The sequence below is a fragment of the Aliisedimentitalea scapharcae genome (assembly GCF_045277565.1).
Lineage (GTDB): Bacteria > Pseudomonadota > Alphaproteobacteria > Rhodobacterales > Rhodobacteraceae > Aliisedimentitalea > Aliisedimentitalea scapharcae.
This window is the reverse complement of record NZ_CP123584.1, coordinates 1,235,079-1,258,087: the sequence shown is the minus strand read 5'-3', so window position 1 is coordinate 1,258,087 and position 23,009 is coordinate 1,235,079. Positions and strand designations below refer to the sequence as shown.

Genomic DNA, 23,009 nt, shown 5'->3' with positions numbered 1-23,009 from the left:
ATGGACGCCGGGATGGAGCATGTGCAGCTCACGACTTGGGCGCCAACAATTTCAGCGCCGCCTTGATCAGGTCCGTCTCGCCAGCATCAGTCTCTGTCGCCGCCGCCTCTGCCACGGCCGCCGCTGCCTCGCTGGGTCCATACCCGAGGTTGGACAGAGCCGACAAGGCACCCGCCTGTGCCTGGGCGTCCTGCGCCTGCTTTGATGGCTTGCGTGGCTGGGAAACCTTTGTGGTTTTGGGTGCGTCGAAATCCTCGACAACGGACAATTCCGGCCCATCCAGGGCTTCGGCAACTGTCCCGCCCATCGCCATCACACCCGGTGCCTTGTCCTTGAGATCCAGCACGATCCGCTGCGCGGTTTTGGGACCAACGCCTTTGGCCGCCTTGACGGTCGCCCAGTCGCCCAACGCGATGGCGCGACTGACCCCGTCGGTGCCCAATGTCCCGAGAATGGCCAAAGACACCTTGGCCCCAACCCCCTGCACCGAACAGAGCAGCCTGTGCCATTCCTTTTCGACCAGCGACGTGAAACCGTACAGCTGCATCAGATCTTCGCGCACCACCATATCCGTATAGAGCGCTACAGCTTCGCCCACCCCGGGCAAGCTCGCCATGGTGCGATCCGAGCAATAGACGATATAGCCGACCCCACGCACATCAATCAGCACATGGTCCTGTGTCCGGTAGTCCAGTCGACCGATGAGCTTGCCAATCATGCCCCGACCTCCTTGATCCGCATCGTTTGAACCGCCCCATAATAGGCGTGGCAAATCGCAATGGCGAGCGCATCCGAGGCGTCGGGCCCCTTTGGTTCACACCCGGGCAATTGCAGCTTGACCATATGCAGGACCTGTTCCTTTTCCGCGTGGCCGACGCCAACAACCGTTTTCTTGACCCGATTGGGGGCGTATTCTCCGACTGGCAATCCGGCCTGCGCCAATGTCAGCAAGGCCACCCCGCGCGCCTGGCCCAACTTCAGGGTGCCAGCGCCATCTTTGTTGACGAATGTCTGTTCAATCGCGGCCTGATCGGGCTGATAGGCGTCGATCACCTCTTTCACTTGGTTATAAAGCGACAACAGGCGTTCGCCCAAATCGTCCCCATCCGACTTGCACAGCCCGTTGGCGACATGGCTCAGTTTGCTTCCGCGCGATTCGATGACGCCCCATCCCAGGGTTCTCAACCCCGGATCAATGCCCAAAATTCGCATACAAGACCCCGCCCGCCAGTTTTTTTCGATTGTTTTCGATCCAATAGCACAAAACGCGAACATGTCCAAAGCTTTTGCCGTGATCCATTTTGTAGAAAACAGCTCTGCAAGAGGTCTGGATTCGACCCATTCCGAGCGCGAAAACGACATTTTCCCTGTGCCGCGATCACAAGTGTTTCAGCCTTAATATTAAAGGGTCCGAGCTATGCTGAAAATGCATATGACCCTTGCATATTCATCCCTTGCTCCGGCGAAAAGACAGCCCTACATGCCCCTCATCGAAACGCAAAACTGAAACTCAAATAAAAGGACAGAGGATATGGCTGCATTCGACACTACTCGTACTTATGGCTCGTTGGGCTTCGCCGGTCGTATCGGCGCGACTTTCTCGGCAATTGCAGCGGCGATTGTTGAATGGAATGACGCCCGCGTCACACGCAACGCACTGTCTGACCTGACGGATCGCGAACTGGAAGATATCGGCATGATCCGCGGCGATATCGACTATGTTTCGCAATCGAACCGGGTTTTCTGAGCAGGATACATTCCTGACCCCAGTTCCTCCCTCGGGGTTATTCAGAGCGCCGTACAACGCAAGTTGTGCGGCGTTTTTCATTGCCACGAGCCAAGTCCGTTCGAACCGCCCTGGGCACCTGATTTCAAATTACGTAGAAGCGCCCGAAAGGTGCCTGGATCAGGGTGCATCGGCGCGTCTTGCCCGACAAGAAACCGGGCGAACACAGACAAGGGACCGCACAAATTGTGCGATCCCTTGTGTCAGTCCGTACAAAACATGTACGTCGCAGGGCTCAGCGCAGCACCGGTCCAATCTTTTCCGCGATCAGCTCTGATGCGGGGTCAATCTGCATGACCCAGGATCCGGCAGCTTCCACCGCATTTCCGGATCGCAGGCGATCAACTCGATCCTGATATCCCTCAATCCCGATATTGGCGATCAGGAATCCCTTGAATGCCAGAAACGCCAGAACAAATAGAATGACAGCCCGGCCGGAAATCGCAGACTTCTTGCGCTGAGGCGTCATCATGATCAGGCCATCGGATCGCAGCTGAGCGCGATACCCGTTGGACATTGCAGTGTGCTTGCGTTCCAGACGACGCAAGCGATTTTTGAACTGAAGAGCTTCCTCGCTCATGGCAGCCTCCAAACTGGCCCCCACCAGTGGATGCATAAAACTGAGATTGAATTGTGGCAGAAATGGGGCAAGTGCCTAAAATGCCCCTAAAACTTGCCTAAATCATGCCTTCTTCTGCAAAAGCAGCGTCGTCCAATCACCAATTTCCTGAGAACGGACAAGATTGTTTCCGTTCTGAATATAGACACTTGTCACGTCTTCGGCCTGTTCGTTCAGAATCCCTGACAAAATGGCATATCCCCCCGGGCGCAGATGCGCGGTGAGGTCCGGTGCCAATGCGACCAGTGGGCCTTTCAGAATATTGGCAAAGACCAGATCATAAGGTGCATGGGCTTGCAGATCCGGGTGATCAAAGCCTGCCGCCTCCAGACATTGAACGGCTCCGGCCATACCATTGGCGTCCAAATTCGCCACCGCGACATCGACGGCGACCTGGTCGATGTCGGACGCAAGGAACGTCCCATCCCACACCCGCGCACCAGCCATGGCCAGAACAGCTGTACCACATCCGATGTCGGCCAGCCTGTCGGCCTTGAACCCCTGGTCGATCAGATGATCGAGCGCGAGGAGGCAGCCCAATGTCGTGCCGTGGTGCCCGGTGCCAAATGCCATGGCCGCCTCGATCAGCAACGGGATCTTGTCGGCGGGGACCTTGTCGGCATCATGGCTGCCATAGACAAAGAACCGACCGGCCTCCACGGGAGCCAACTCGCGCTTTACATGGGCGACCCAATCGGTTTCGGGCAATTCAGACACCACAAAGGGTTTGGCCCCAAAGGCAGCCGCCAGAACCGCCAACGCGGTGTCGTCAGGGGTTTCGGTGAAATAGGCACCTACCTCCCACAGACCTGATCCATCTTCGACCTCGAACACTCCGATTCCGGTGGGTTCCGGGATCAGGCGCTCCATGGCTTCGCCCAGCTTTTCAGCGGGGGCTTTTCCGGGCAGGGTGGTCAAAGCAGTAAAGGTAGGCATCAGCGTCTCCGAAATCTGTCAGCATTCGCGTAAGGACGCGGCGGGGCAAGGTCAAGCGGCGGCAGAGCCTGCCGGTTCAGACAGGTCACATAATGCCACCCCCACAAGCACGCAGCCAGCCCCACAAGCATCGAGCACACCGCTTGGGCATAGATCACACCCGTTGCGCCGAACCAGGCCGCCAATCCAATTGCGATCGGCAAGGTTAGCAGCCCGTCCCGTATCCAATTGGTCGCCGTGGCGCGACGTGGTTTGCCCAATGCGTTAAAGGCGGAATTCGACACGAACAACAGGCCGGCAAACACAAACCCGCCTGCCCCCATCGTGGTAAAGGCCGTCAGGACCTGCATCGACAGCCCCTCCAGAGCAAACGCCCGCCCGATCATGGGTCCGCTCAGGGCCAGTATGGCCCAGGTTACAATCGTATAGATCAGGCCAAAGATCACCGCGTCGCGATAGGTGCACCGCACCCGCTCGTAATTCCGTGCGCCAAAGTTTTGACCGAAAATGCCACCAATGGCCCCTGCCAGCGAAAAGATGCCGCCAAAGGCCACCACGGTCAGCCGCCCGACCACCGCCCATCCGGCCATTGCGTCGTCACCAAATTGCGCCATGACAGCAGTCATCACGTAGTTTCCGACCGGCGTGGCCAATTGGGTCATGATCGCCGGGACGGCAATGATGAAATAAGGCCGCAAGCTCCCCCAACAGTCCCGCCTGCGCGGGCGGGCAAGCAGATCGTGGCTGACAGTTGCAAAATAGATCGCCACGCCCAGCATGATGAACCGGGACACCACGACGCCAATGGCCGCACCATCCAGCCCCATGCCCAGCCCATAGATCATGATCGGGTCGATAATCATCGCCACCCCACCCGAGGCCAGCGTCACCGACATCGACCGCATCGCATCGCCTTCGGCCCGCAGGGCGGCGCTGGCAATCATCCCCGCCGCCATTACCCCCAGCGTCGGAACGGTCATGGCCAAATACCGCGCTGCCAGCGCGGCGGTTTCCCCGGTCGCCCCCGACAGCGCCAGGATTTGATGACGAAAGACCAGAATTACCAGACCAACCAGGCTTTGGATCACAAACGCCAGAATTACGACGCTGGTCGCCTGTCGTCGCGCCAACCCGCGCTTGCCCGCGCCAATCCCGCGCGAGATCAACGCCGTGGCCGCGATCATCAACCCGATCCCCGAACTGACCGACAAAAACTGAATGGCAAAGGAAAACCCGATGGCGGCCATCAGGCGCGGCTGATCCAGCTTGGCAATCCAGAACAGGTTCGCCGCATCCACCAGAAACACAAAGGTGATCCCCATCGCCCCGGCCAACGTCATGCGCACCACATGCCCCATGGTCGATCCGGTCAGGAACCGCCCCTGTTGTTCCTTCACGGCGGCCATTATTCCGCCGGTGCCGGTGCGTATTTGGTCAGCACCGTTTCATTGCCTGCCTCAGGATGGCGCGGGATCAGCATCGACAGCCCCAGCGAGGTCAGCGCCATACAGGCCGCCAACCCGAACACCGCGGCCGGAGAAATCACCCATAACAATCCCAAGACCACCGGCAGAAACACCGCCGCGATATGGTTGATCGTAAAAGCCACGGCCGCCGTAGGAGCTATATCCGCAGGATCCGCGATCTTCTGGAAATAGGTCTTCAACGCCAGCGCAAAGCCAAACAGTATGTGGTCGACCACATACAGAAACGCTGCCAGCATGACGCCCCATCCAAACCAATACACCCCGCCATAGGCCAGGAACACGATGGTCAGCCCGACATATTCCAGGATCAGCGCACGGCGTTCACCGAAATGACCGACCATTTTGCCCAGAAACGGTGCGGCAATCATGTTGATCACCAGATTGATCAGATACAGGCTGGTTAGTTCATGGACTTCGAAGCCAAAGCGCTCGACCATCATGAACCCGGCAAATACCATAAATATCTGACGCCGCGCCCCCGACATGAATTGCAGCGCATAATACAGCCAATAGCGCTTGCGCAGCACCATCGTCTTGTTCTGGACCACCTCAGCCTCAAACTGAGGATAGACGACCAGACTGCCCAGCGCGATCAACGCAGTTACGCCGCCCGCCACCATGAACACGATGTTATAAGACAGGTTCAGCGTTTCCCACATCAGCACGATCAGCACGAACACCACCAACGTCATCGCCGACGCTGCCCCCATCAGCCAGCCCATCATCTGCGGGGCCTTGTTCTTGGGCAACCATTGCAGCTGCAATGACTGATTTACCGTCTCAAAATAATGAAACCCCAGCGAACTAAGGAATGTCAGCGTCAGAATGCCGGTCAGATGCGGAAACCAGGCGGTAAAGGCCGTGGCGACTCCCAACAGCGCCAGCGACACCAGCCCCAACACCTGTTCGCGTACAAACAACAGAATGGCGATCACCCCAATAGCGGCAAAGCCGGGGATTTCGCGTACCGTATGCAACAGGCCGATATCGGCCCCATCGAAATTCGCAGCTTCGATGACAAAATTGTTCAGCAGGGCATACCAGGCGTAAAACGCAATTGGCATGGCCATGGCTGTCACAAACAACAGAGCTACTGGCCTGCGCCACAGCGGCAGGTCCTTGGCTTGGGCAAGAGGAACGAACTGGGTCATCCTTCGCACATACGCCTGTCCCGGGAAGTTGGATAGGGGAAATCAGGCGACGCACAGCCGGTCTGCACCCATGCGCAGAGATATTTGCGACACCGCCCGGAGAACTCCATGATCGGGCCCAGATCCCCACCACACGGACCAGCGCGCCTTTTGCGGGGCCCAGTCGATGTGCATATCCCACCAGTGCATTCAGTCGGTTACGCCATTCTGACGCCCGAATTCCGTATAACACTCCTCGCTTCGCAACGGCGCGAGCTGATGCTCTTCGACGTTCTCGGGATCGAGATAGTATTCGGTTATCCCGGTTCCTTCCAGAATACGGTTCATCATGTTGAACAACCCGCAAACCTGAACTGCATCGAACAAGGCGTCCTCGGACCAACCTGCATCATATACCGCCTTGGCGTCCTCTTCGATCATCATAGCCGGAGTCCGCGTGAGTTTGGACACATAGGACAGGATCGGTCTGACCTTCGGGTCTACAGGCGCTGACAGGGGGTCTTGGATTACGGCCTCGATCACGCCCACATCAACCCCGAATGCCTGGGCATGAACACTGTGCGCCCCATGGCAAAATGCACAGGCATTCAATCCCGAAACATAGGCCGCGATCAGTTCACGCTGTGCAATGGTCAGGTCGCTTTCACCGCGCATGACCAGATTCAACTGTGCCACCAATGGCCCAAGCTTTGCGGGAAATCTGCGAAAGACACTGCCCAAAGTCGCAGTCTCTTGCAGAGAGGGGAACAAGCGTTTCATATGTGCATCTCCTGACCTGACGGTGCCTTACACTACACGAAATCGGCACCCGTGCGTAAACAGGAGCGTGTTTGGACCGGCTAGATACTGGGGCTCTGCCCCGCCTGTGCCCCTCAGCAGCAATTTTGCGGGAAGCCACCCAAAAGCCCGGGCGGGAGCAAGGACGTTGCCACATCAAACCCGTACATTTCGATGTCTGGGCATCTGGGCCGGCAGGTCCCTGGGAGGGGGAAATTTTGTCGCTCAGTCATAAAGTGACAGTGTTTGAGCAGAAACCGATAGGGGGGACCGCAAGATGGCACTGACATTTGCGCAAATGGAGACCCAAGAGATTTCCAACGCTCAACCGATTTCACCAGCCGATGCATTGTCTGCAATGGAAGCAGACTCCAACATATTGATCGTCGATGTGAGAGATACGGCTGAAATTGAAACAACGGGGATCAACCCACGCGCGCTTCCCGCGCCCGGTCGCGCTGTTGCCTGGATGGCGGACCTGGAAAGTAACTACAGGTCTCCAGAGTTTCAAGATCGCTCAAGGCGCATTTTCACGACCTGTGGTGGCGCTCCAAGCTATCGGGGCGCTGCGGCGGCCAACGTCTTGACCACGATGGGTTTCGAGAATGTCTCCTTCATAGATGGCGGCATGGCGGCACTGATCGCCGCAGGCTCCGAGACGGTACAGCCTTGATCACGAACGCCAGACGCAAGTTCTCCATGCGCCATCTCCAAAGTACGGCTCTCGCCACAAGCAAGAACGTCAATAGACGTTGACCTCACACGACGACCGGATCTTTGCTCTGAAAATCAGCACGAGGCATGACCTTGCCCGCTGTGGCGCGTCTGTCGCCCCTGCCCTGCCTTGACCTCGCCTGACCTGATCTGGATCAAGGAGACATCCCCTTCACACAAATACATTGCGATCAATGCATGTATGGAGGGACCCATGGATCTCGTGACCTTGGTCGAACGCATCGGCGAAGCGCCGACGGCTGCGCTGTTCGGGCTGATCACCGGCATCGTGTTCGGCATCGCGGCGCAACGGTCGCGGTTCTGTCTGCGCGCCGCCACCGTCGAATTTGCCCGTGGCAAGATGGAGGACAAGGTCGCAGTCTGGTTCCTCACCTTCTCGACTGCAATGGTCTGGGTGCAGGGCGCGCAGCTGCTGGGGCTGATGGAAAGCGCCGATGCCCGCATGATGGCGGTTCCCGGCAGCTGGTCCGGCGCGGTGATCGGAGGTTTGCTGTTTGGTGCGGGCATGGTTCTGGCGCGGGGCTGTTCCGGGCGATTGCTGGTACTGGCAGCGACCGGCAACCTGCGCTCGGTGGTCTCGGGCATGATTTTTGCCGTCGTGGCACAGATGAGCCTCACTGGAATACTTTCACCTGTTCGTGACAGGCTGGCCATGCTCTGGGTGACAGACGGCGGGCGCAATATGGACTTGCTCGCTACGGTTGGCCTGCCCTCCTATGCCGGGCTGTTGATCGGGGCCGGTTTTGCCGTTCTGGCCCTGATTCTGGCCCGCAAACATCAAATCGGCGCGTCGCGGCTGATCTTTGCCTCTGGCGTCGGCTTTGCCGTGGCTCTGGGGTGGGTTCTGACCTACGGGCTGTCCCAGGTGGCCTTTGACCCGGTTCAAATCGAAAGCGCCACGTTTACCGGCCCCTCAGCCCACACGCTGATGTATTTCCTCGACCGCAACGCCATATTGGAATTCGACGTGGGCCTGGTACCAGGTGTGTTCATTGGCGCGATGATTTCGGCGGGGCTGGCCGGAGAAATGAAGATCCAGGCCTTTGACGGCCCCGTCACCATGCGCAAGGCAATGATCGGTGCCGCTTTGATGGGATTCGGTGGCATGTTGGCTGGCGGCTGCGCCATCGGTGCGGGCGTAACCGGTGGGTCGATTTTTGTGGGCACCGCCTGGGCCGCGCTGTTCTTTATGTGGGTCGGTGCCATGATCACCGATTTTCTGGTCGACCAGCGCGGTGAGCCTGTGGCGGCCTAAGAGATTGGCGAGGCTCTGCCTCGCGCTCCGGGATATTTCCAGCCAGATGAAGAAGGGATCCTTTGTTCATCTGGCCCTAAATATCCCGGGGGAATCGCCAAAGGCGATGGGGGCAGCGCCCCCGCCTTTTCTTCTCAAAAGAAATTTTGCGGGTCGATGTCGACATTCAACCGCAAATCCCCACGAAGCCGAATAGGGGCCAGCCAGCGCGACACCGCGTCCTGAATCGGCGCGCCTTTGGCCGCCTTGACCAGTAATCTCACCCGATGACGCCCACGAATACGGGCAATCGGGGCCGGGGCCGGGCCAAAAAGCTGCGCCCCAATCTGACGCAGGGGGCCGTCGTTGCGTGCCAGCGTATTCCCCAGATCGAACACTTGCGCCACATCACCGCCGGACAGGATGATCCCGGCCATTCGTCCAAATGGCGGCACCCCGGCGGCATGACGTTCGGCGGCCTCCGCGCGCCAAAAATTCTCCTCATCACCGGAAAGGATTGCACGGATCACCGGATGTTCGGGTTGAAAGCTTTGGAGCAACGCCTGACCGGGGCGTTCTGCCCGGCCAGCGCGACCCGCCACTTGGCGCATCAGCTGAAACGTGCGCTCGGCGGCGCGCAGGTCCGACCCCTGCAGACCCAGATCCGCATCGATCACCCCGACCAGCGTGAGCAAAGGGAAATTGTGCCCCTTGGCCACCAGTTGGGTGCCCAGGATGATGTCGGCCTCTCCAGCAGCTATCTCTTCAATCCGTTGTTTCAGCGCCCTTGCCGATCCGAACAGATCCGAACTCAACACCGCGATCCGTGCCTCGGGGAACACCCCGGCGGCCTCTTCTCCCAGACGTTCGATGCCGGGCCCGACGGCTGCCATCTTGCCAGCAACATGGCAGGACGGGCATTCTTCGGGCAGCGGTTTGGTCTCGCCGCACTGATGACACATGAGGCGCTTCAAGAAGCGATGCTCAACCATGCGCGCATCACAGTGATCACAGGCCACCTGCTGGCCACAGGCCCGACACAGGGTTACAGGCGCAAAACCGCGCCGGTTCAGGAACAGCAGGGATTGTTCACCCTTCTCCAACCGGCTGCGCATCGCCTGACGCAGGGTCGGTGAAATCCAGGTCGCGGGTTGCATCTGTTCATTGCGCATATCGACCGCGCGCATCTCTGGCATGACGGCCACGCCAAACCGGGATTTGAGATCTAGGCGGGTGTATTTTCCGGCCTCGGCGTTGGTCCAGCTTTCCAGCGATGGCGTGGCCGACGCCAGCACCACCTGTGCCGAACACATCGCCGCGCGCAGCACCGACATGTCGCGGGCGTTGTACAAAACCCCATCGTCTTGTTTGTAGGAGGTGTCATGTTCTTCGTCGACAATGATCAACCCCAGATCCCGAAACGGAAGGAACAGCGCCGAGCGCGCGCCGACAACCAGCTGCGCGCCCCCCTGTCCGACCATACGCCAGACCCTGCGTCGTTCGGTCATGGTGGCACCAGAATGCCATTCGGCGGGGCGTGCGCCAAATCGGGCCTCGACCCGTGTCAGAAACTCGGCGGTCAACGCGATTTCGGGCAACAACACCAACGCCTGTCGCCCTTTGCGCAGACAGGCCGCCACGGCCTCGAGGTAGACTTCGGTCTTGCCCGATCCCGTCACCCCTTTGAGCAGCGTGGTGCCGTAGGCCCCGGACGCCACACCTTCGGCCAACTGGCCTGCGGCATCGGCCTGATCCTGCGTCAGCTCTTTGCCCGGCAGCTGCGGGTCGAGGGTGGGGTAAGGAACGTCGCGCGGGGTATCCTCTTCGCGCAGAGCCCCCAGTTTCACCAAACCCTTGACCACCGAAGGTGTCACCCCGGCCATCTCGGCCAGCTCGCCAGTGGTAAAGGCCAGGCCGCCATAGTGTTCGATGGCCTCCAGCACCCGGGTGCGCGCATCCGTCAGACGATCCGGGTTTTTGTCGCCCCGCCGCAGGATCTTGCGCATCGAAGGAGGGTCGCTCAATCCAGGGGCGCGGGTCGCCAGCCGCAGCATCGCAGGCATCGGGGTCAGCGTGTAATCGGCAGCCCGCCCCAGGAATTGGCGCATTTCCTGACGCATGGGGGCCACATCCAGCACCCGGATCACGGACCGCAATTTGGCCGAATCGAAATCTCCGGCACCTGCGCCCCAAACCACCCCGATCACCTTGCGCGGACCCAACGGCACCTCGACATAGGCCCCCAGGAAGCAGCCGCCTTCGGGTGCACGGTAATCCAACAGCCGATCAAGGGGTTGCGTCGTCAGAACGCCAACCCGTTCACCTTGATGAAAGAACTCTTGTGTGGCCGCCTGCCCGCTCACGTTATCCGCCTTGTTGTCCCGTTCTCCTACATGAGGTAAAGGCTGGCGCGACCAAGGCCAACCCATTCAGAGGACTGCCACATGAAATTCTTCGTAGATACCGCCGAGATCGACGCAATCGCCGAGCTGAACGATCTGGGCATGGTGGACGGCGTGACCACCAACCCGTCGCTGATCAAGAAATCCGGCCGTGACATCATCGAAGTCACCAAGGAGATCTGTGATCTGGTTGAAGGGCCTGTGTCCGCCGAAGTAACAGCCACCGATTCCGCGACCATGATCGCAGAAGGGCGCAAACTGCTCGAGATCGCGGACAACATTGCTGTCAAGGTGCCACTGACCTGGGACGGGCTCAAGGCCTGCAAAACTCTGACCGACGATGGTCACATGGTGAATGTCACTCTGTGTTTTTCCGCCAACCAGGCGCTGCTGGCAGCCAAGGCAGGCGCGACATTTATTTCGCCGTTCATTGGACGTCTGGATGACATCAACCTGGACGGTATGGAGCTGATTGCCGACATCCGCACCATCTATGACAACTACGGGTTTGACACCGAAATCCTGGCTGCGTCGATCCGCAGCGTGAACCACGTTCTGGACAGCGCACGTTTGGGCGCGGATGTGATGACTGCACCTCCTGGGGTCATCAAATCTATGATCAACCACCCGCTGACCGACAAGGGGCTGGACGCCTTTTTGGCGGACATCAAAGCGGCCGATATCAAGATCCTCTGAACCAAAGGCGCTTGGAGTTCGTCGCGCGAGGTTTGACGCGCGACCCAAGAACGGGGGCCTCCCGTGCCCCTCGCAACCTCGGCTTCGCCGGGCTTACTCGGGCCTTCGGCCTGGCAGCGCGGCTTGCCGCGCTGTCCCCCTTGTCGGATCGAACTCCCGGCCTCCCCATTCAGCGCACGCATCGCGCCCTGGTGCGATGCGCCCGGCCCAACCGGGCCTGATGGATCTCTGATCCAGCAAAACCGGGCGGGAGCGCCGCGGTCGCAGGTGAAACCCTGGTCATCAGAGCCCAGATTTACCCAAAATTTACCATTCCGCGGGAATTTTCCGGCAGCCAAGCCCGAAACTCGTGCTATAAACCAGAAAAAAGACGAACAGAGGCAGACATGAGCAGTAGCCCGAAACTGGAAGATACCCTGCGCGATGCGATCATTGCCAAACCAGACGCTGTTCTGGATGACAAGGCGATCATGCACGCGTTGATTGCTGCCAATGAACGCATCATGGGCGGCAACATCATTGACCTGCGCGGCATCGCAATGGACCGTCTCGAAGCCCGGTTGGACCGGCTCGAAGACACCCATCGTTCGGTCATTGCTGCGGCCTATGAAAACCTGGCCGGCACCAATCAGATCCACCGTGCCATACTGCGCATGCTGGATCCGATGGAGTTCGAAACCTTCCTACGGGATCTCGGCGGCGAAGTTGCCGAAACTCTGCGGGTTGACGCCATATCGCTGGTGCTGGAATCCGTCCAGAATGATCAGGACCCTGCCGTTCAGCGGCTTGACGGGGTTTTGCGCGTGGCCGCCCCAGGTTTCATCGACGGGTTTCTGACCCAGGATCGCAATGGTCGGTCCCGTCAGGTCACCCTGCGCCAGATCCAAAGCGGTGCCGAGCGAATTTATGGACCCAAAGCCGGTTGGATCCGGTCCGAAGCCTGCCTCAAATTGGATCTGGGCAACGGGCGTTTGCCCGGCCTGCTGGTAATGGGTGCCGAAGACCCCCACCACTTCTCTCCGCAACAGGGCACGGATCTTCTCACCTTCTTTGCTGGCGTCTTCGAACGGTCGATGCGCCACTGGCTGTCGTGAGCCAAACACCTCCCCCTCTCATTTCCCCGGCGTGCCGGGATGCACTACAGTCATGGCTGACTGGACAGGCCGCGCTGAACGACGCGTCTGAAAACACGATTGCGGCCTACAACAGCGATGTGATCGATTTTCTCGGATTCATGACCAATCACCACGGTGGCCAACAGGGGCTGGCTGCGATCTCGCGCATATCCGTATCTGATATGCGGGCCTGGATGGCACGGTCCCGCGCCGATGGTCTGAGCGCACGATCACTGGCCCGCAAGCTGTCCGCGGTCAAGACCTTCTACCGCTGGCTCGCTGAGCGGGAAGGGTTCGAACCCACCGCCGTGCTGTCGACCCGCGCCCCCAAATTCACCAAAAAACTGCCCCGACCATTGGCACAGGACGCCGCCCGCGCGGTTCTGGACACGGTCGAGCTTCAGTCTGAACGTCCTTGGGTTGCGGCTCGGGATCTTGCGGTGATCACCCTTCTCTATGGCTGTGGGCTGCGCATCTCCGAAGCCCTGGGCCTGAAAGGTCAGGACGCCCCATTGCCACCCGTGCTGCGCATCATCGGCAAGGGCGACAAAGAACGGATCATGCCGGTGCTCCCAGCCGCGCGTGACGCTGTGGACAAATACCTGCGTCTGTGCCCGCATCCCATGAAACCCGAGGACCCGTTGTTTCGCGGCATTCGCGGTGGTGCGCTCAATCCTCGCATAATTCAGGGCGTTATGGCCCGGACACGGGCGCAGCTGGGATTGCCGTCAACAGCCACCCCACATGCGCTAAGGCACAGTTTTGCAACGCATCTGCTCGAAGCAGGCGGCGACCTGCGCGCCATACAGGAACTGCTGGGACACGCCTCTCTGTCGACCACCCAGACCTATACAGCCGTCGACACGGCCCATCTGATGGAAGTCTATCAACGCACGCACCCCAAGGCATGATGCCGATGGTGTAGCCCCCCCTCTCCGTCCGCCAGGTTTCGCTGGTCTCACGCACCCGTCACCCTCAAGTGTAAAATCGTGTCCTCTCTGCGGATTGATATGATCGCCGTTTGCGCCAACGCTGAGGCATCAGGCGCAACACATCCCACGGGAGGGTCCAGAAATGAAGCACGCAACCACGTTTTCCGCAGCTACCTTTGTTGTTCTGCTGGGTGGTGCTGCTGCCCAAGCGGCCGATTGTCCGGTGGACGTCGAATCAGCCTTTGATCTGGAAGAGGCGCAGGTGGTGGCACTGTATGATTGCATGAAGGACACCATGGTCACCGGCTATTCCAAACAGGGCAACAAGGTCGCACAAAATTATCGCAACTGGACGATCAGCAGCACGCGCCCCGCCGTGGCGGGACCACATGGCAACCGATTGTTGCAGACATTTGCCAACCCGATCGCAGCCGAACAATATCTGAAGTTCGAAGAGCAAGGCGTCAAAATGCCTGCTGGATCTGTTCTGGCCAAAGAAAGCATTACCATCTCCAAGAAGAAAAAGGCGGCGCGCATCGGCCCCCTATTTCTGATGACCAAACTGGCCGCCGGCGGCGCGCCTGAAACCGATGACTGGCTGTATGGTGGCATCCAACCCAATGGCAAACCGATGAAGTTCAAACAGAGCTTTTGCCATGACTGCCACATCGGTTGGGCCGACCAGGACAGCCTGGCCTATCCGCTGGAAGAGGTTCGTGTCTCTTCGAATTGAACTTTTTGCGCTCACATGAAAAACCCGGGCATTTTTCCGGGTTTTTTGCTTTGCATCCCGGCGCAGCATGGGCCATGACGGGGTTATGACCCCTGAATTGCGTGCCCTCTCCGTCCATCTTTTTACTGCAACCGGCGCTGTTTTTGCCATGCTCGCCATGCTGGCAGCCGTCGATGAAAAATGGAGCCTGATGTTCCTGTGGCTCGTCGTGGCCTTTGTTGTGGACGGATTTGACGGTCCATTGGCCCGCCATTACCATGTCAAGAAATACGCACCCGAATTCGACGGGGTGTTGTTGGACCTGATCATCGACTATCTCACCTATGTGTTCATTCCGGCCTTTGCCCTGTTCAAGTCCGGTTTAATGGACGGGTGGACCGGGTGGTTTGCGATTATCGTCATCACCTTTGCCAGTGCGATGTATTTTGCCGACACCCGGATGAAGACCAAGGACAATTCATTTTTGGGATTTCCAGGCTGCTGGAACATGGTTGTGCTGGTGATTTTTGCGCTCGAACCGAATTTCTGGGTCAGCCTGGTCCTGGTAGCCTTGGTGGCAATCGCCATGTTCCTGCCATTAAAATTCGTCCATCCCGTGCGCACAGAACGCTGGCGAAAGATAACATTGCCAATGGCTCTGGCCTGGACTTTCTTTGCCGGCTGGGCTGCCTGGGTGGATTTCCATCCCGAGAGCTGGGCCCATTGGGGGCTGGTCGTGACATCGATCTACCTGTTGTTCGCCGGCATCGCCCAACAGATCATTCCCGAACAAACACCAGCCAATCCCAACTGACACCGGACATTCGATTGTTGGGCTGATGCGATTCGAGGTTTGCCTGATGAGCGCACAGCTTCAGACCACATGTCGTGGCATGGCAGACCAAACCCGGTGTTGAAACAGGATATCCCGGACGGGCACTAGGCGTTGGACCATGACGCAGCGAACAGATCAAACGCCCCTTGGGTGCCATCAGATCATAGGCCACCTGCATGGCGGCGTTGCGATCCATGGGGCAGAGATGGTGAAGAACCGCATTGGCGATAATCAGATCAAACCGTTGTCCCAAACACAATGTACGACTCAAGCTTGGCAATTGATCGTCGACCCAGGTGATCCGCTGAGCGCTGTGCAGAATCTGCCCCGCCTGGCGAAAGGCCGACACAGGTTCGACCGCCCAGACCTGGTGCCCCTGCTGACACAACCAAGCAGCATCCCGCCCAGTGCCTGCCCCCAGATCCAGTACCGTCGCAGGCCGATCGGGCAGCCAGGTCTCAACAGGTTCATGCAATTGCCGCGACGACAGCGAGTCATAGGTCGGGATCAGCGTTGCTGCATCCTTGGCATACCCAGACAGAACCGTTTCCATCTGCCGCGAACGGGCTCTCAAAAAACGTCTTCGATCTCGACGTCTTTACCGTTGAACACAAAGGTATCACCGGCTTCCAACCCGGCCATGGCTTTGTAGATCGGGCTTTGCTGAGAAATGCCCATATAGGTTTGACCGTCGACTTCGAAACGCGTCGTCGATACCGCAACAACAAAACTGCGACCATTGAACCGGACAACCGCACCGGGGCGCACGCTGTCGGTCATCGAAAAATCCAGATTTTCCAGCACGTCGATCTTGGCATGATGCGCCTGGACCGGATGGTCAAAGGCAGCGGCCAGATCGGCATTCTCGCGGGCACCGACCAAATCGTCCTTGTCATGACCTTCGCGGTCATCCAACAGGGAGTCCTTCAGGAACGCCTCGTAATGCGCGATGGCAGAGGCCAATTCGGCCTCTTCCAATGACATAATCCTGTCTTGGATGGCCTGTTTCAGCGCGACCCGGTCCGAAGTCATGGGCGGTTCTCCCGTTCAATCTGCGTGCTTGGATGTGGAATAGTGCGATTTCAGACGTTTGCACGTCAAGCCGCCTTGTTCTGGATCAAATATCCGGACATCTTGGTCAAAACGGCAATTTGGCCACAGGACCGGGGCGCTTGACGCTCAGATCAGCAATCCCGCCGCCTTTTCGTGGCGCAGCAAGGCCACCTTGGTTTCGACCCCGCCCATGCCGGAAAACCCACCCAGGCTGTTGGCCGCCAGAACCCGATGGCACGGGATGATCACCGGGATCGGATTTGCGCCACAGGCATTGCCCACAGGCTGCGGCGGCGCGCCCAGCTCTTTGGCGATCTCGCCATAGGTACGGGTGTCACCAAACGGGATCGCCAGCATCGCATCACAAACTGCCCGCTGAAAATCGGACCCCTGCACCTGCAAGGGCAAATCAAACTGCTTAAGCGTACCGGCAAAATAGGCCCGCAGCTGCGCAAGGGCCTTGTTCAGAACCGATGTGCTGTCGGCACCTTCCCACGACCAGCCAACCCGTATGATTTCTCCGTCGCGTTCTTCAACGCTCAGCGGGCCGATGGGGGTATCTAAGGACGCTATAGGCATTCCCCTACCCTGTCGCATGTTGTGCAATCGGACAAGAGCGGTTCTTTGATCCTTCGGGATCAAAGAACACGGGCTGGGACCCCCTCGATGGGGGTCCCGGCCCGCGCTGCGGAAACAAGTGCGATCTGTTTCACCCATCGAGAGCTTCACAGGTCAGCAGACAGACGCTCTGGAACGCTCAGTTCAACGCGTCATTGCACCGGCCACAGACACCCAAATGTGCGTGCTGCCCCACATCGGGCAGGATCTTCCAGCATCGCTGACACTTTTCGCCCTCGGCCATTTCGAACACAACCGCGACCCCGGTGATATCCGGCATGCGAAACGCTTCATCCGGTGCCGGATCCGCGCTGACTGTCAGGCCTGAGGTGATGCAGACATCATCCATATCCACCAATGCCATCAAACGGCGAGTTTCGGCATCTTCCACATGGACCACAGGTGCCGCCTCCAGGCTGGAGCCAATCACCTTGTCACGCCGCTGAATTTCCAGAGCCGACGTCACCACACGGCGCACACGACGCACCCGAGCCACATTTTCCTCGTTCTGTGAATTGCGCCAGCTGGCCGGAGTTTCAGGGAAGTCGACCAGATGCACCGAACTTTGCGCGCCTGGGAAGCGTTCCAGCCAGACCTCTTCCATGGTGAACACCAGGACTGGGGCCAGCCAGGTCGTCAGACGGTGGAATAGCAAATCCAGCACCGTGCGCGCGGCACGGCGACGGGTGCTGTCGCCATCGCAATACAGAACGTCCTTGCGGATATCGAAATAGAAGGACGACAGATCCACAGTGGCAAAGTTGAACACCGCGCTGAATACGCCCTGGAAATCGAATTCGGCGTAACCTTTGCGCACGACTTCGTCCAATTCCGCCATGCGGCTCATCACCCAGCGTTCCAACGGCGGCATGTCCGCCGGATCTTCGATCCGGTCGACTTCGGTGAAATCGGACAGCGCGCCCAGCATGAACCGCATCGTATTGCGCAGGCGGCGATAGCTGTCCGCCACCCCTTTCAGGATCTCCGGACCGATCCGCTGGTCAGCGGTATAGTCGGTCTGAGCCACCCAGAGGCGCAGGATATCTGCACCATACTGCTGGACGATCTTTTCCGGCACGATGGTATTGCCCAGCGATTTGGACATCTTGTTGCCCTTGGCATCCAGCGTGAACCCGTGGGTCACCACATTGCGATAGGGCGCACGCCCTTTGGTGCCACAGGCCTGCAACAGCGACGAATGGAACCATCCGCGGTGCTGGTCGGTGCCTTCCATATAGACATCAGCGATGCCATCGGGAGCACCGTCTTCGCGGTCGCGCAACACAAACGCATGGGTCGATCCGGAATCGAACCACACATCCAGCACGTCAAAGACCTGCTCCCATTCATCCGCATTGTAGTCGGAGCCCAGGAACCGTTCCTTGGCACCTTCGACATACCACGCATCGGCACCTTCGGCCTCAAATGCTTCGATCACACGGGCGTTCACGGCCTCGTCGCGCAACAGAAAGTCCGGTGCCGTCGGCAGCGTGTCCTTCTTAACAAAGCAGGTCAGCGGCACGCCCCAGGCGCGTTGGCGCGACAGCACCCAATCCGGGCGCGCTTCGATCATCGAAAACAGGCGATTGCGCCCGGTCTGGGGCGTCCATTTCACCAGCTCGTCGATCGAGGTCAACGCCCGCTGGCGGATGGTATCGCCATATTGGTCCATGCCGTCTGCGATCTCGCGGTCCACGGCGGCGAACCACTGTGGTGTGTTGCGGAAAATCACCGGGGCTTTGGAACGCCAGGAATGCGGATAGGAATGCGTCACCCGTCCGCGGGCGATCAGGGCGCTGATTTCGGCCAACTTGTTGATGATGGTGGTGTTTGCTCCGCCTTCCTTACCCTTGGGCGTGATGATGACCTCGCCACCAAACAACGGCAAATCGGCGCGGAAGGACCCATCTTCGATCACGTTATAGGTCATCTGCAAGCCATGTTTGACCCCCAGAACATAATCGTCGGCACCATGGCTGGGCGCAGTGTGCACGAATCCGGTCCCTGCCTCGTCGGTGACGTGATCGCCGGGCAGCATCGGAACCTTATAGTCCCACTCCCCTTCGCCCCCATCGACCCCTTTGAACGGGTGCGCACAGGAAATCAGGTCCAGCTGTTCCGCCGGAATATCGCGTTTGCGCACAAATTCGTCGACCTTGGCGGATTTCATCACATCGGCGGCCAGATTGTCGGCCAGCAGGTAATGATCGCCCTTTTTCGCCCAATTGCCATCGGGGGCTGCCGTGACCTTGTACAGGCCATAGGACAACGCCGGGTTAAAGGCGATGGCCCGGTTAGACGGGATGGTCCATGCCGTGGTGGTCCAGATCACGACGTCGACACCTTGCAGGCCAACGTCTGCGCCGGTCGGCCCAATCGCCTGAGTGATCGGGAATTTGACCCAGATGGTGTGGCTTTTGTGATCGTGATATTCGATCTCGGCCTCGGCCAGGGCGGTTTTTTCCACTGGCGACCACATCACGGGTTTTGACCCCTGGTACAGGGTGCCATTCATCAGGAATTTCTGGAATTCGCCAGCAATCACCGCCTCGGCATGGTAATCCATCGTCAGATAAGGATTGACCCAATTGCCGGTGATGCCCAGACGTTTGAATTCCTCACGCTGGATATCGACCCACCCTTCGGCAAACTTGCGACATTCCTGACGGAAGTCGATGACAGGAACTTCATCCTTGTCCTTGCCCTTGTTGCGGTACTGCTCTTCGATCTTCCATTCGATCGGCAGACCGTGGCAATCCCACCCAGGCACATACCGCGCATCAAATCCCATCATCTGATGCGACCGCACGATCATGTCCTTGATCGTTTTGTTCAGCGCGTGACCAATATGCAGATGGCCATTCGCATAGGGAGGACCGTCGTGCAGGATGAACGGGGTCCGGCCCTGTTTCTCGCGCAAGCGGTCGTAAACTCCGATCTGTTCCCAGCGCTCCAGCCATGCGGGTTCGCGTTTGGGCAATCCCGCGCGCATTGGAAAATCGGTTTTGGGCAGGTTCAGCGTGGATTTGTATTCGGGCGTTTCAGGCGTGTCGGCGCACATGTGTGGCGTCCTTTGGATGATCGTGTCGGTGGGGAAAGGTTCGGTCGGTGCGAAGTCTCAAACACCTTGGCCCGGCGTCTCGTCTGATCAGAGAGCCGGGGATATAATTCGAATAATGATGGCCATGCCTAACATCTTGGTCCGCGTTATAGGCGCAGTTCCAGGCAGCGTCCAGAGGGCGCGGTTGCGACAGTTCGGACGCGCAAATGATCGATCAACCCATCCAAACTATGTCCGGGCGCTCCAGCATCAGCCAGACGATGGCCAGCACTGCGGCAAAGGCGGGAAACCCACAGACAAACCAGATGGCAAACAGCCGATCATAACGCGGTGTCAGATCGCCCCCCGTCGCCACCGCATGGCGGGCCATGTCGCGCAGACGGATCTGAATCCAGACAACCGGCAACCAGAACACCCCCGTCACACCATAAAGAACCAGAGACAGCAGTATCCAGCCTTCGGTCAGGCTCCACCCCAGTTGCCAGGCCAACAGCGCCCCTGTCACAGGTTGCACAATCACCGCCGAGGTCGTGAACAGCAGATCAGCCAACACGACGACACCCGCTGTATGGGCAATCACATACGGGTCGCGGCTGCGGTGTGCCATCAGCATAAAGAACGCGATGCCCGCACCAGTGCCCAGCAGCACACAGGCCCCGACCACATGCAGCCACCGTAGGATCAGCTCTGGGTCCATTCAACGGTCCTCCAGCAATTGATGGGTGATCAGCGCCAGAATGAGACCCGGCCCCACCTTGACCATCGGGCCCAGTGGATCCGACCACAGGGCGGGCGTCAAAACCGCGCCGCTGACCAGATAGAAAACCGACACCGCCGCCATCCCCAGACAAGCCAGCCCAGCCCAGGGCCGATACAGAATGGCCAGCCCCAGCATCATGTCCACCACCGACCAACCTGCGACACTCACCCTTGCCACCCAGCCGGGCCAGCCAACCTGAACCAATGTTTCGGCAGCCCGTTCGATCTGCCACAGGCCGATCACCCCGGAGACCAGCCAGAACAAGCTCAGCATTGTCACGGCGACGGGCATCAAGACCGCCAGCCGCGCCGCCAAACGGTCTTCGCGGCGCGCATCAAACCGCGCATACGTCGCCGCCAACGCAGTCATCGGGCGACCGGTTACCGCCAGATAAGGCCCCGGGTCCCCCAAGACGCCATCCCGGAGCACATGGATTGCCGTACTGCGCAAAGGCGAGCGCCACCCCAACCGCCCCAACAGATCGGCGGCTGTGCTGATACCGATCGTGATCCAGCCCGGCATGTTCAAGGTCCAGCGTGCTGGGGCAAATCCCAACCACCTTCGGGTTTCGCGAACGACCACGTTCAATGGCTGCGCCGCCTCTTCGACCAGATCATATTGCCCGGGTGGCAAGGATCCGGTGGTGGCCTCGACAACCGCACGCGCGACATCGTCCAAAGCAACGGATTGTATCCGGGCATCCGCCATCGCAATGGGTTGCACCACCGGCACCGCCGCCAACGTCCGCAACAACAGCGTTCCCCCAAAAGCCGTTGGACCCAAAACCAGCCCCGGGCGCAACACCCAGACACGCGCGTCAGAAGCCCTTAGCGCCGCGTCCCCGCGCGCCTTGGAGCGCATGAATTCTGTGCTGGCGTGCCGAGAGGCTCCCACAGCCGAGATCTGAACGATCCCAATAGCGCGTGCGCCCGCAGCTTTGGCCAGCGCGGCAATGGCCAGGTGATGCACGGCCTCCAACTCTCCGGGACGCTGATCCTGGAGGGCACCGGCGCAATTGACCACCAGGTCGATGTCTTTCAGAACCGGCTGCCAATCCGCCGGTTCCAACATCCGGCTTAAATCACCTGTCAGGACCGTATAACCCGGATCCACCCGACGCGGCGCGCGCCCCAACCCGGTCACTATGCATCCTGCGCCCCGCAAGGCACGCACCACAGCCGCACCGATGAACCCATAGGATCCGAGCACCAATACCCGTTGCTGCATCTCGCCGCTTCCTGACTGCTGTAACGCGCCTAACACTAGGCGGAAATAGCCGGGCGTCCAGCCCGGATCTATCCGTGAAACAGGGTACCAACCCCATAGGCCATCGCCGCTGCCGCGCCGCCAATTGCCAGTGTTTCCAGACCGGATCGCCACCAGGGTGCCAATGACCAGACGCTCTTCATCGCACCAATGGCAAAGAACACTGCCCCTGTCATCCAGGCCGACAGGGCAAATGCCCCTGGCAGCCCCAGAAGAAACGGCAAAAGCGGGATCATCCCGGCCACCAGAAAGGCCGCGAAGGTCGCCAAAGCCGCCCGCAACGGGTGCGGGTCGACACCCCCCATCCCATATTCGCCTTCCATCATCAGGTCGATCCAGCGATCCCGGTCGGCGGTGATTGCACGCGTCGCGTCTTCCAACACGTCCCCGGTCAGCCCCTTGAGCGTCAGGATTTCGCGGACTTCCTGGCGTTCACCTTCGGGATAGCGGGTTATGTGGCGGTCTTCCACCTGGCGCAGGCGGCGGATATTGTCCAGTTCGGCCTTGGTGCCAGAGTAATTGCCTGCTGCCATGGAAAAACCGTCGGCCAAAACGTTCGCCAACCCCAAGGCCACGATTATGAACGGGGACAACCCGGCCCCCGCCACCCCTGCCACAATGGCAAAGGTGGTGACCGACCCGTCGATCCCGCCATAGACCAGGTCGCGCAACACGCCCCGACCGGGTGGTGATCCGATACGGGCGGCGATCGACTGGGGATCATGGCTGTGTTCGGGCATGGCTGGCTCCTGGAGGGCGGCTGGCGGTGCCGTTATCCTGCGCCAACGCCGAACCTGCGGCCTTGCGTCAGGTCAAAGCGGGTTTTCAACCGCC

The 23,009-nt window shown here is 59.3% G+C and carries 23 protein-coding genes; 8 read left to right on the top strand and 15 right to left on the bottom strand.

Annotated features, from left to right (window positions below; all coding sequences use genetic code 11):
* Window positions 1-28 precede the first annotated feature (28 nt).
* On the bottom strand, window positions 29-718 hold the full coding sequence (gene ruvA / locus QEZ52_RS05885; protein ID WP_406648591.1) for a Holliday junction branch migration protein RuvA: 690 nt from the start codon (window positions 716-718) through the stop codon (window positions 29-31).
* Window positions 715-1,212 (bottom strand): crossover junction endodeoxyribonuclease RuvC, encoded by a 498-nt coding sequence (gene ruvC / locus QEZ52_RS05880; RefSeq protein WP_406648590.1) that lies wholly within the window; start codon window positions 1,210-1,212, stop codon window positions 715-717. Before ruvC ends, ruvA begins: the two co-directional genes overlap by 4 nt.
* A 319-nt stretch (window positions 1,213-1,531) precedes the next feature.
* Between ruvC and QEZ52_RS05875 the strand changes: the two genes are divergently transcribed.
* Entirely contained in the window at window positions 1,532-1,747 is a 216-nt protein-coding gene (locus tag QEZ52_RS05875; RefSeq protein ID WP_406648588.1) for a DUF1127 domain-containing protein, read from the top strand.
* Between the two features lie 274 nt (window positions 1,748-2,021).
* Here the strand turns inward: QEZ52_RS05875 and QEZ52_RS05870 are convergent, their stop codons facing one another.
* The 5 genes from QEZ52_RS05870 to QEZ52_RS05850 all read right to left on the bottom strand — a co-directional run bounded on the left by QEZ52_RS05870 (window position 2,022) and on the right by QEZ52_RS05850 (window position 6,738).
* Window positions 2,022-2,366: a hypothetical protein gene (locus QEZ52_RS05870; RefSeq protein WP_406648586.1), complete on the bottom strand. Its 345-nt coding sequence runs from the start codon at window positions 2,364-2,366 to the stop codon at window positions 2,022-2,024.
* A 102-nt stretch (window positions 2,367-2,468) separates the two neighbouring features.
* Entirely contained in the window at window positions 2,469-3,341 is an 873-nt protein-coding gene (locus tag QEZ52_RS05865; RefSeq protein WP_406648585.1) for a 50S ribosomal protein L11 methyltransferase, read from the bottom strand.
* Window positions 3,341-4,747, bottom strand: coding sequence for an MATE family efflux transporter (locus QEZ52_RS05860; protein WP_406648584.1), 1,407 nt, complete (start codon window positions 4,745-4,747; stop codon window positions 3,341-3,343). The genes QEZ52_RS05865 and QEZ52_RS05860 overlap by 1 nt, the downstream gene beginning before the upstream one ends.
* A complete protein-coding gene (locus QEZ52_RS05855) occupies window positions 4,747-5,979 on the bottom strand; it encodes an MFS transporter (protein WP_406648583.1) in 1,233 nt (410 codons plus the stop codon). The genes QEZ52_RS05860 and QEZ52_RS05855 overlap by 1 nt, the downstream gene beginning before the upstream one ends.
* Before the next feature lie 189 nt (window positions 5,980-6,168).
* A complete protein-coding gene (locus tag QEZ52_RS05850) occupies window positions 6,169-6,738 on the bottom strand; it encodes a carboxymuconolactone decarboxylase family protein (protein WP_406648581.1) in 570 nt (189 codons plus the stop codon).
* Window positions 6,739-7,033: 295 nt separating this feature from the next.
* Between QEZ52_RS05850 and QEZ52_RS05845 the strand changes: the two genes are divergently transcribed.
* Together QEZ52_RS05845 and QEZ52_RS05840 are read left to right on the top strand one after the other, a co-directional pair.
* Window positions 7,034-7,429, top strand: coding sequence for a rhodanese-like domain-containing protein (locus QEZ52_RS05845; protein ID WP_406648579.1), 396 nt, complete (start codon window positions 7,034-7,036; stop codon window positions 7,427-7,429).
* Window positions 7,430-7,684: 255 nt separating this feature from the next.
* Window positions 7,685-8,746: a YeeE/YedE family protein gene (locus tag QEZ52_RS05840; protein WP_406648578.1), complete on the top strand. Its 1,062-nt coding sequence runs from the start codon at window positions 7,685-7,687 to the stop codon at window positions 8,744-8,746.
* A 134-nt stretch (window positions 8,747-8,880) separates the two neighbouring features.
* On the opposite strand, the gene QEZ52_RS05835 is transcribed toward QEZ52_RS05840, so the two are convergent.
* On the bottom strand, window positions 8,881-11,154 hold the full coding sequence (locus QEZ52_RS05835) for a primosomal protein N' (RefSeq protein ID WP_406648577.1): 2,274 nt from the start codon (window positions 11,152-11,154) through the stop codon (window positions 8,881-8,883).
* Window positions 11,155-11,169: 15 nt separating this feature from the next.
* Between QEZ52_RS05835 and fsa the strand changes: the two genes are divergently transcribed.
* From fsa to QEZ52_RS05810, 5 genes are all read left to right on the top strand, one after another.
* Window positions 11,170-11,823 (top strand): transaldolase family protein, encoded by a 654-nt coding sequence (gene fsa, locus QEZ52_RS05830; protein WP_406648576.1) that lies wholly within the window; start codon window positions 11,170-11,172, stop codon window positions 11,821-11,823.
* A gap of 386 nt (window positions 11,824-12,209) precedes the next feature.
* Window positions 12,210-12,917 (top strand): DUF484 family protein, encoded by a 708-nt coding sequence (locus QEZ52_RS05825; RefSeq protein WP_406648575.1) that lies wholly within the window; start codon window positions 12,210-12,212, stop codon window positions 12,915-12,917.
* Window positions 12,914-13,849, top strand: coding sequence for a tyrosine recombinase XerC (locus QEZ52_RS05820; RefSeq protein WP_406648574.1), 936 nt, complete (start codon window positions 12,914-12,916; stop codon window positions 13,847-13,849). Before QEZ52_RS05825 ends, QEZ52_RS05820 begins: the two co-directional genes overlap by 4 nt.
* Before the next feature lie 163 nt (window positions 13,850-14,012).
* Entirely contained in the window at window positions 14,013-14,603 is a 591-nt protein-coding gene (locus tag QEZ52_RS05815) for a cytochrome P460 family protein (protein WP_406648573.1), read from the top strand.
* An 85-nt stretch (window positions 14,604-14,688) separates the two neighbouring features.
* The gene (locus QEZ52_RS05810; RefSeq protein ID WP_406648572.1) at window positions 14,689-15,396 is read left to right on the top strand and encodes a phosphatidylcholine/phosphatidylserine synthase; all 708 of its coding nucleotides are present in this window, start codon (window positions 14,689-14,691) and stop codon (window positions 15,394-15,396) included.
* On the opposite strand, the gene QEZ52_RS05805 is transcribed toward QEZ52_RS05810, so the two are convergent.
* The 7 genes from QEZ52_RS05805 to QEZ52_RS05775 all read right to left on the bottom strand — a co-directional run bounded on the left by QEZ52_RS05805 (window position 15,362) and on the right by QEZ52_RS05775 (window position 22,915).
* Window positions 15,362-15,991, bottom strand: coding sequence for a class I SAM-dependent methyltransferase (locus tag QEZ52_RS05805; protein WP_406648571.1), 630 nt, complete (start codon window positions 15,989-15,991; stop codon window positions 15,362-15,364). The two genes, QEZ52_RS05810 and QEZ52_RS05805, sit on opposite strands and share 35 nt — an antisense overlap.
* Window positions 15,988-16,449 (bottom strand): hypothetical protein, encoded by a 462-nt coding sequence (locus tag QEZ52_RS05800; RefSeq protein WP_406648569.1) that lies wholly within the window; start codon window positions 16,447-16,449, stop codon window positions 15,988-15,990. The genes QEZ52_RS05805 and QEZ52_RS05800 overlap by 4 nt, the downstream gene beginning before the upstream one ends.
* A gap of 147 nt (window positions 16,450-16,596) precedes the next feature.
* Window positions 16,597-17,049: a methylated-DNA--[protein]-cysteine S-methyltransferase gene (locus QEZ52_RS05795; RefSeq protein ID WP_406648567.1), complete on the bottom strand. Its 453-nt coding sequence runs from the start codon at window positions 17,047-17,049 to the stop codon at window positions 16,597-16,599.
* A gap of 178 nt (window positions 17,050-17,227) precedes the next feature.
* Window positions 17,228-20,149: an isoleucine--tRNA ligase gene (ileS, locus tag QEZ52_RS05790; RefSeq protein ID WP_406648565.1), complete on the bottom strand. Its 2,922-nt coding sequence runs from the start codon at window positions 20,147-20,149 to the stop codon at window positions 17,228-17,230.
* Between the two features lie 214 nt (window positions 20,150-20,363).
* Window positions 20,364-20,846, bottom strand: a complete 483-nt coding sequence (locus tag QEZ52_RS05785; RefSeq protein WP_406648564.1) for a DUF2269 family protein — start codon at window positions 20,844-20,846, stop codon at window positions 20,364-20,366.
* The gene (locus QEZ52_RS05780; protein WP_406648563.1) at window positions 20,847-22,136 is read right to left on the bottom strand and encodes an SDR family oxidoreductase; all 1,290 of its coding nucleotides are present in this window, start codon (window positions 22,134-22,136) and stop codon (window positions 20,847-20,849) included.
* A gap of 68 nt (window positions 22,137-22,204) precedes the next feature.
* Complete coding sequence (locus QEZ52_RS05775) at window positions 22,205-22,915, bottom strand: VIT1/CCC1 transporter family protein (protein WP_406648562.1); 711 nt, start codon at window positions 22,913-22,915, stop codon at window positions 22,205-22,207.
* Window positions 22,916-23,009: the final 94 nt, after the last annotated feature.

Excerpts from the sequence above, each read along its gene's own strand:
- ruvA (WP_406648591.1), bottom strand. The coding sequence starts at position 718 with ATGATTGGCAAGCTCATCGGTCGACTGGACTACCGGACACAGGACCAT.
- ruvC (WP_406648590.1), bottom strand. The coding sequence starts at position 1,212 with ATGCGAATTTTGGGCATTGATCCGGGGTTGAGAACCCTGGGATGGGGC.
- QEZ52_RS05875 (WP_406648588.1), top strand. The coding sequence starts at position 1,532 with ATGGCTGCATTCGACACTACTCGTACTTATGGCTCGTTGGGCTTCGCC.
- QEZ52_RS05870 (WP_406648586.1), bottom strand. The coding sequence starts at position 2,366 with ATGAGCGAGGAAGCTCTTCAGTTCAAAAATCGCTTGCGTCGTCTGGAA.
- QEZ52_RS05865 (WP_406648585.1), bottom strand. The coding sequence starts at position 3,341 with ATGCCTACCTTTACTGCTTTGACCACCCTGCCCGGAAAAGCCCCCGCT.
- QEZ52_RS05860 (WP_406648584.1), bottom strand. The coding sequence starts at position 4,747 with ATGGCCGCCGTGAAGGAACAACAGGGGCGGTTCCTGACCGGATCGACC.
- QEZ52_RS05855 (WP_406648583.1), bottom strand. The coding sequence starts at position 5,979 with ATGACCCAGTTCGTTCCTCTTGCCCAAGCCAAGGACCTGCCGCTGTGG.
- QEZ52_RS05850 (WP_406648581.1), bottom strand. The coding sequence starts at position 6,738 with ATGAAACGCTTGTTCCCCTCTCTGCAAGAGACTGCGACTTTGGGCAGT.
- QEZ52_RS05845 (WP_406648579.1), top strand. The coding sequence starts at position 7,034 with ATGGCACTGACATTTGCGCAAATGGAGACCCAAGAGATTTCCAACGCT.
- QEZ52_RS05840 (WP_406648578.1), top strand. The coding sequence starts at position 7,685 with ATGGATCTCGTGACCTTGGTCGAACGCATCGGCGAAGCGCCGACGGCT.
- QEZ52_RS05835 (WP_406648577.1), bottom strand. The coding sequence starts at position 11,154 with ATGGGTTGGCCTTGGTCGCGCCAGCCTTTACCTCATGTAGGAGAACGG.
- fsa (WP_406648576.1), top strand. The coding sequence starts at position 11,170 with ATGAAATTCTTCGTAGATACCGCCGAGATCGACGCAATCGCCGAGCTG.
- QEZ52_RS05825 (WP_406648575.1), top strand. The coding sequence starts at position 12,210 with ATGAGCAGTAGCCCGAAACTGGAAGATACCCTGCGCGATGCGATCATT.
- QEZ52_RS05815 (WP_406648573.1), top strand. The coding sequence starts at position 14,013 with ATGAAGCACGCAACCACGTTTTCCGCAGCTACCTTTGTTGTTCTGCTG.
- QEZ52_RS05810 (WP_406648572.1), top strand. The coding sequence starts at position 14,689 with ATGACCCCTGAATTGCGTGCCCTCTCCGTCCATCTTTTTACTGCAACC.
- QEZ52_RS05800 (WP_406648569.1), bottom strand. The coding sequence starts at position 16,449 with ATGACTTCGGACCGGGTCGCGCTGAAACAGGCCATCCAAGACAGGATT.
- QEZ52_RS05795 (WP_406648567.1), bottom strand. The coding sequence starts at position 17,049 with ATGCCTATAGCGTCCTTAGATACCCCCATCGGCCCGCTGAGCGTTGAA.
- ileS (WP_406648565.1), bottom strand. The coding sequence starts at position 20,149 with ATGTGCGCCGACACGCCTGAAACGCCCGAATACAAATCCACGCTGAAC.
- QEZ52_RS05785 (WP_406648564.1), bottom strand. The coding sequence starts at position 20,846 with ATGGACCCAGAGCTGATCCTACGGTGGCTGCATGTGGTCGGGGCCTGT.
- QEZ52_RS05780 (WP_406648563.1), bottom strand. The coding sequence starts at position 22,136 with ATGCAGCAACGGGTATTGGTGCTCGGATCCTATGGGTTCATCGGTGCG.
- QEZ52_RS05775 (WP_406648562.1), bottom strand. The coding sequence starts at position 22,915 with ATGCCCGAACACAGCCATGATCCCCAGTCGATCGCCGCCCGTATCGGA.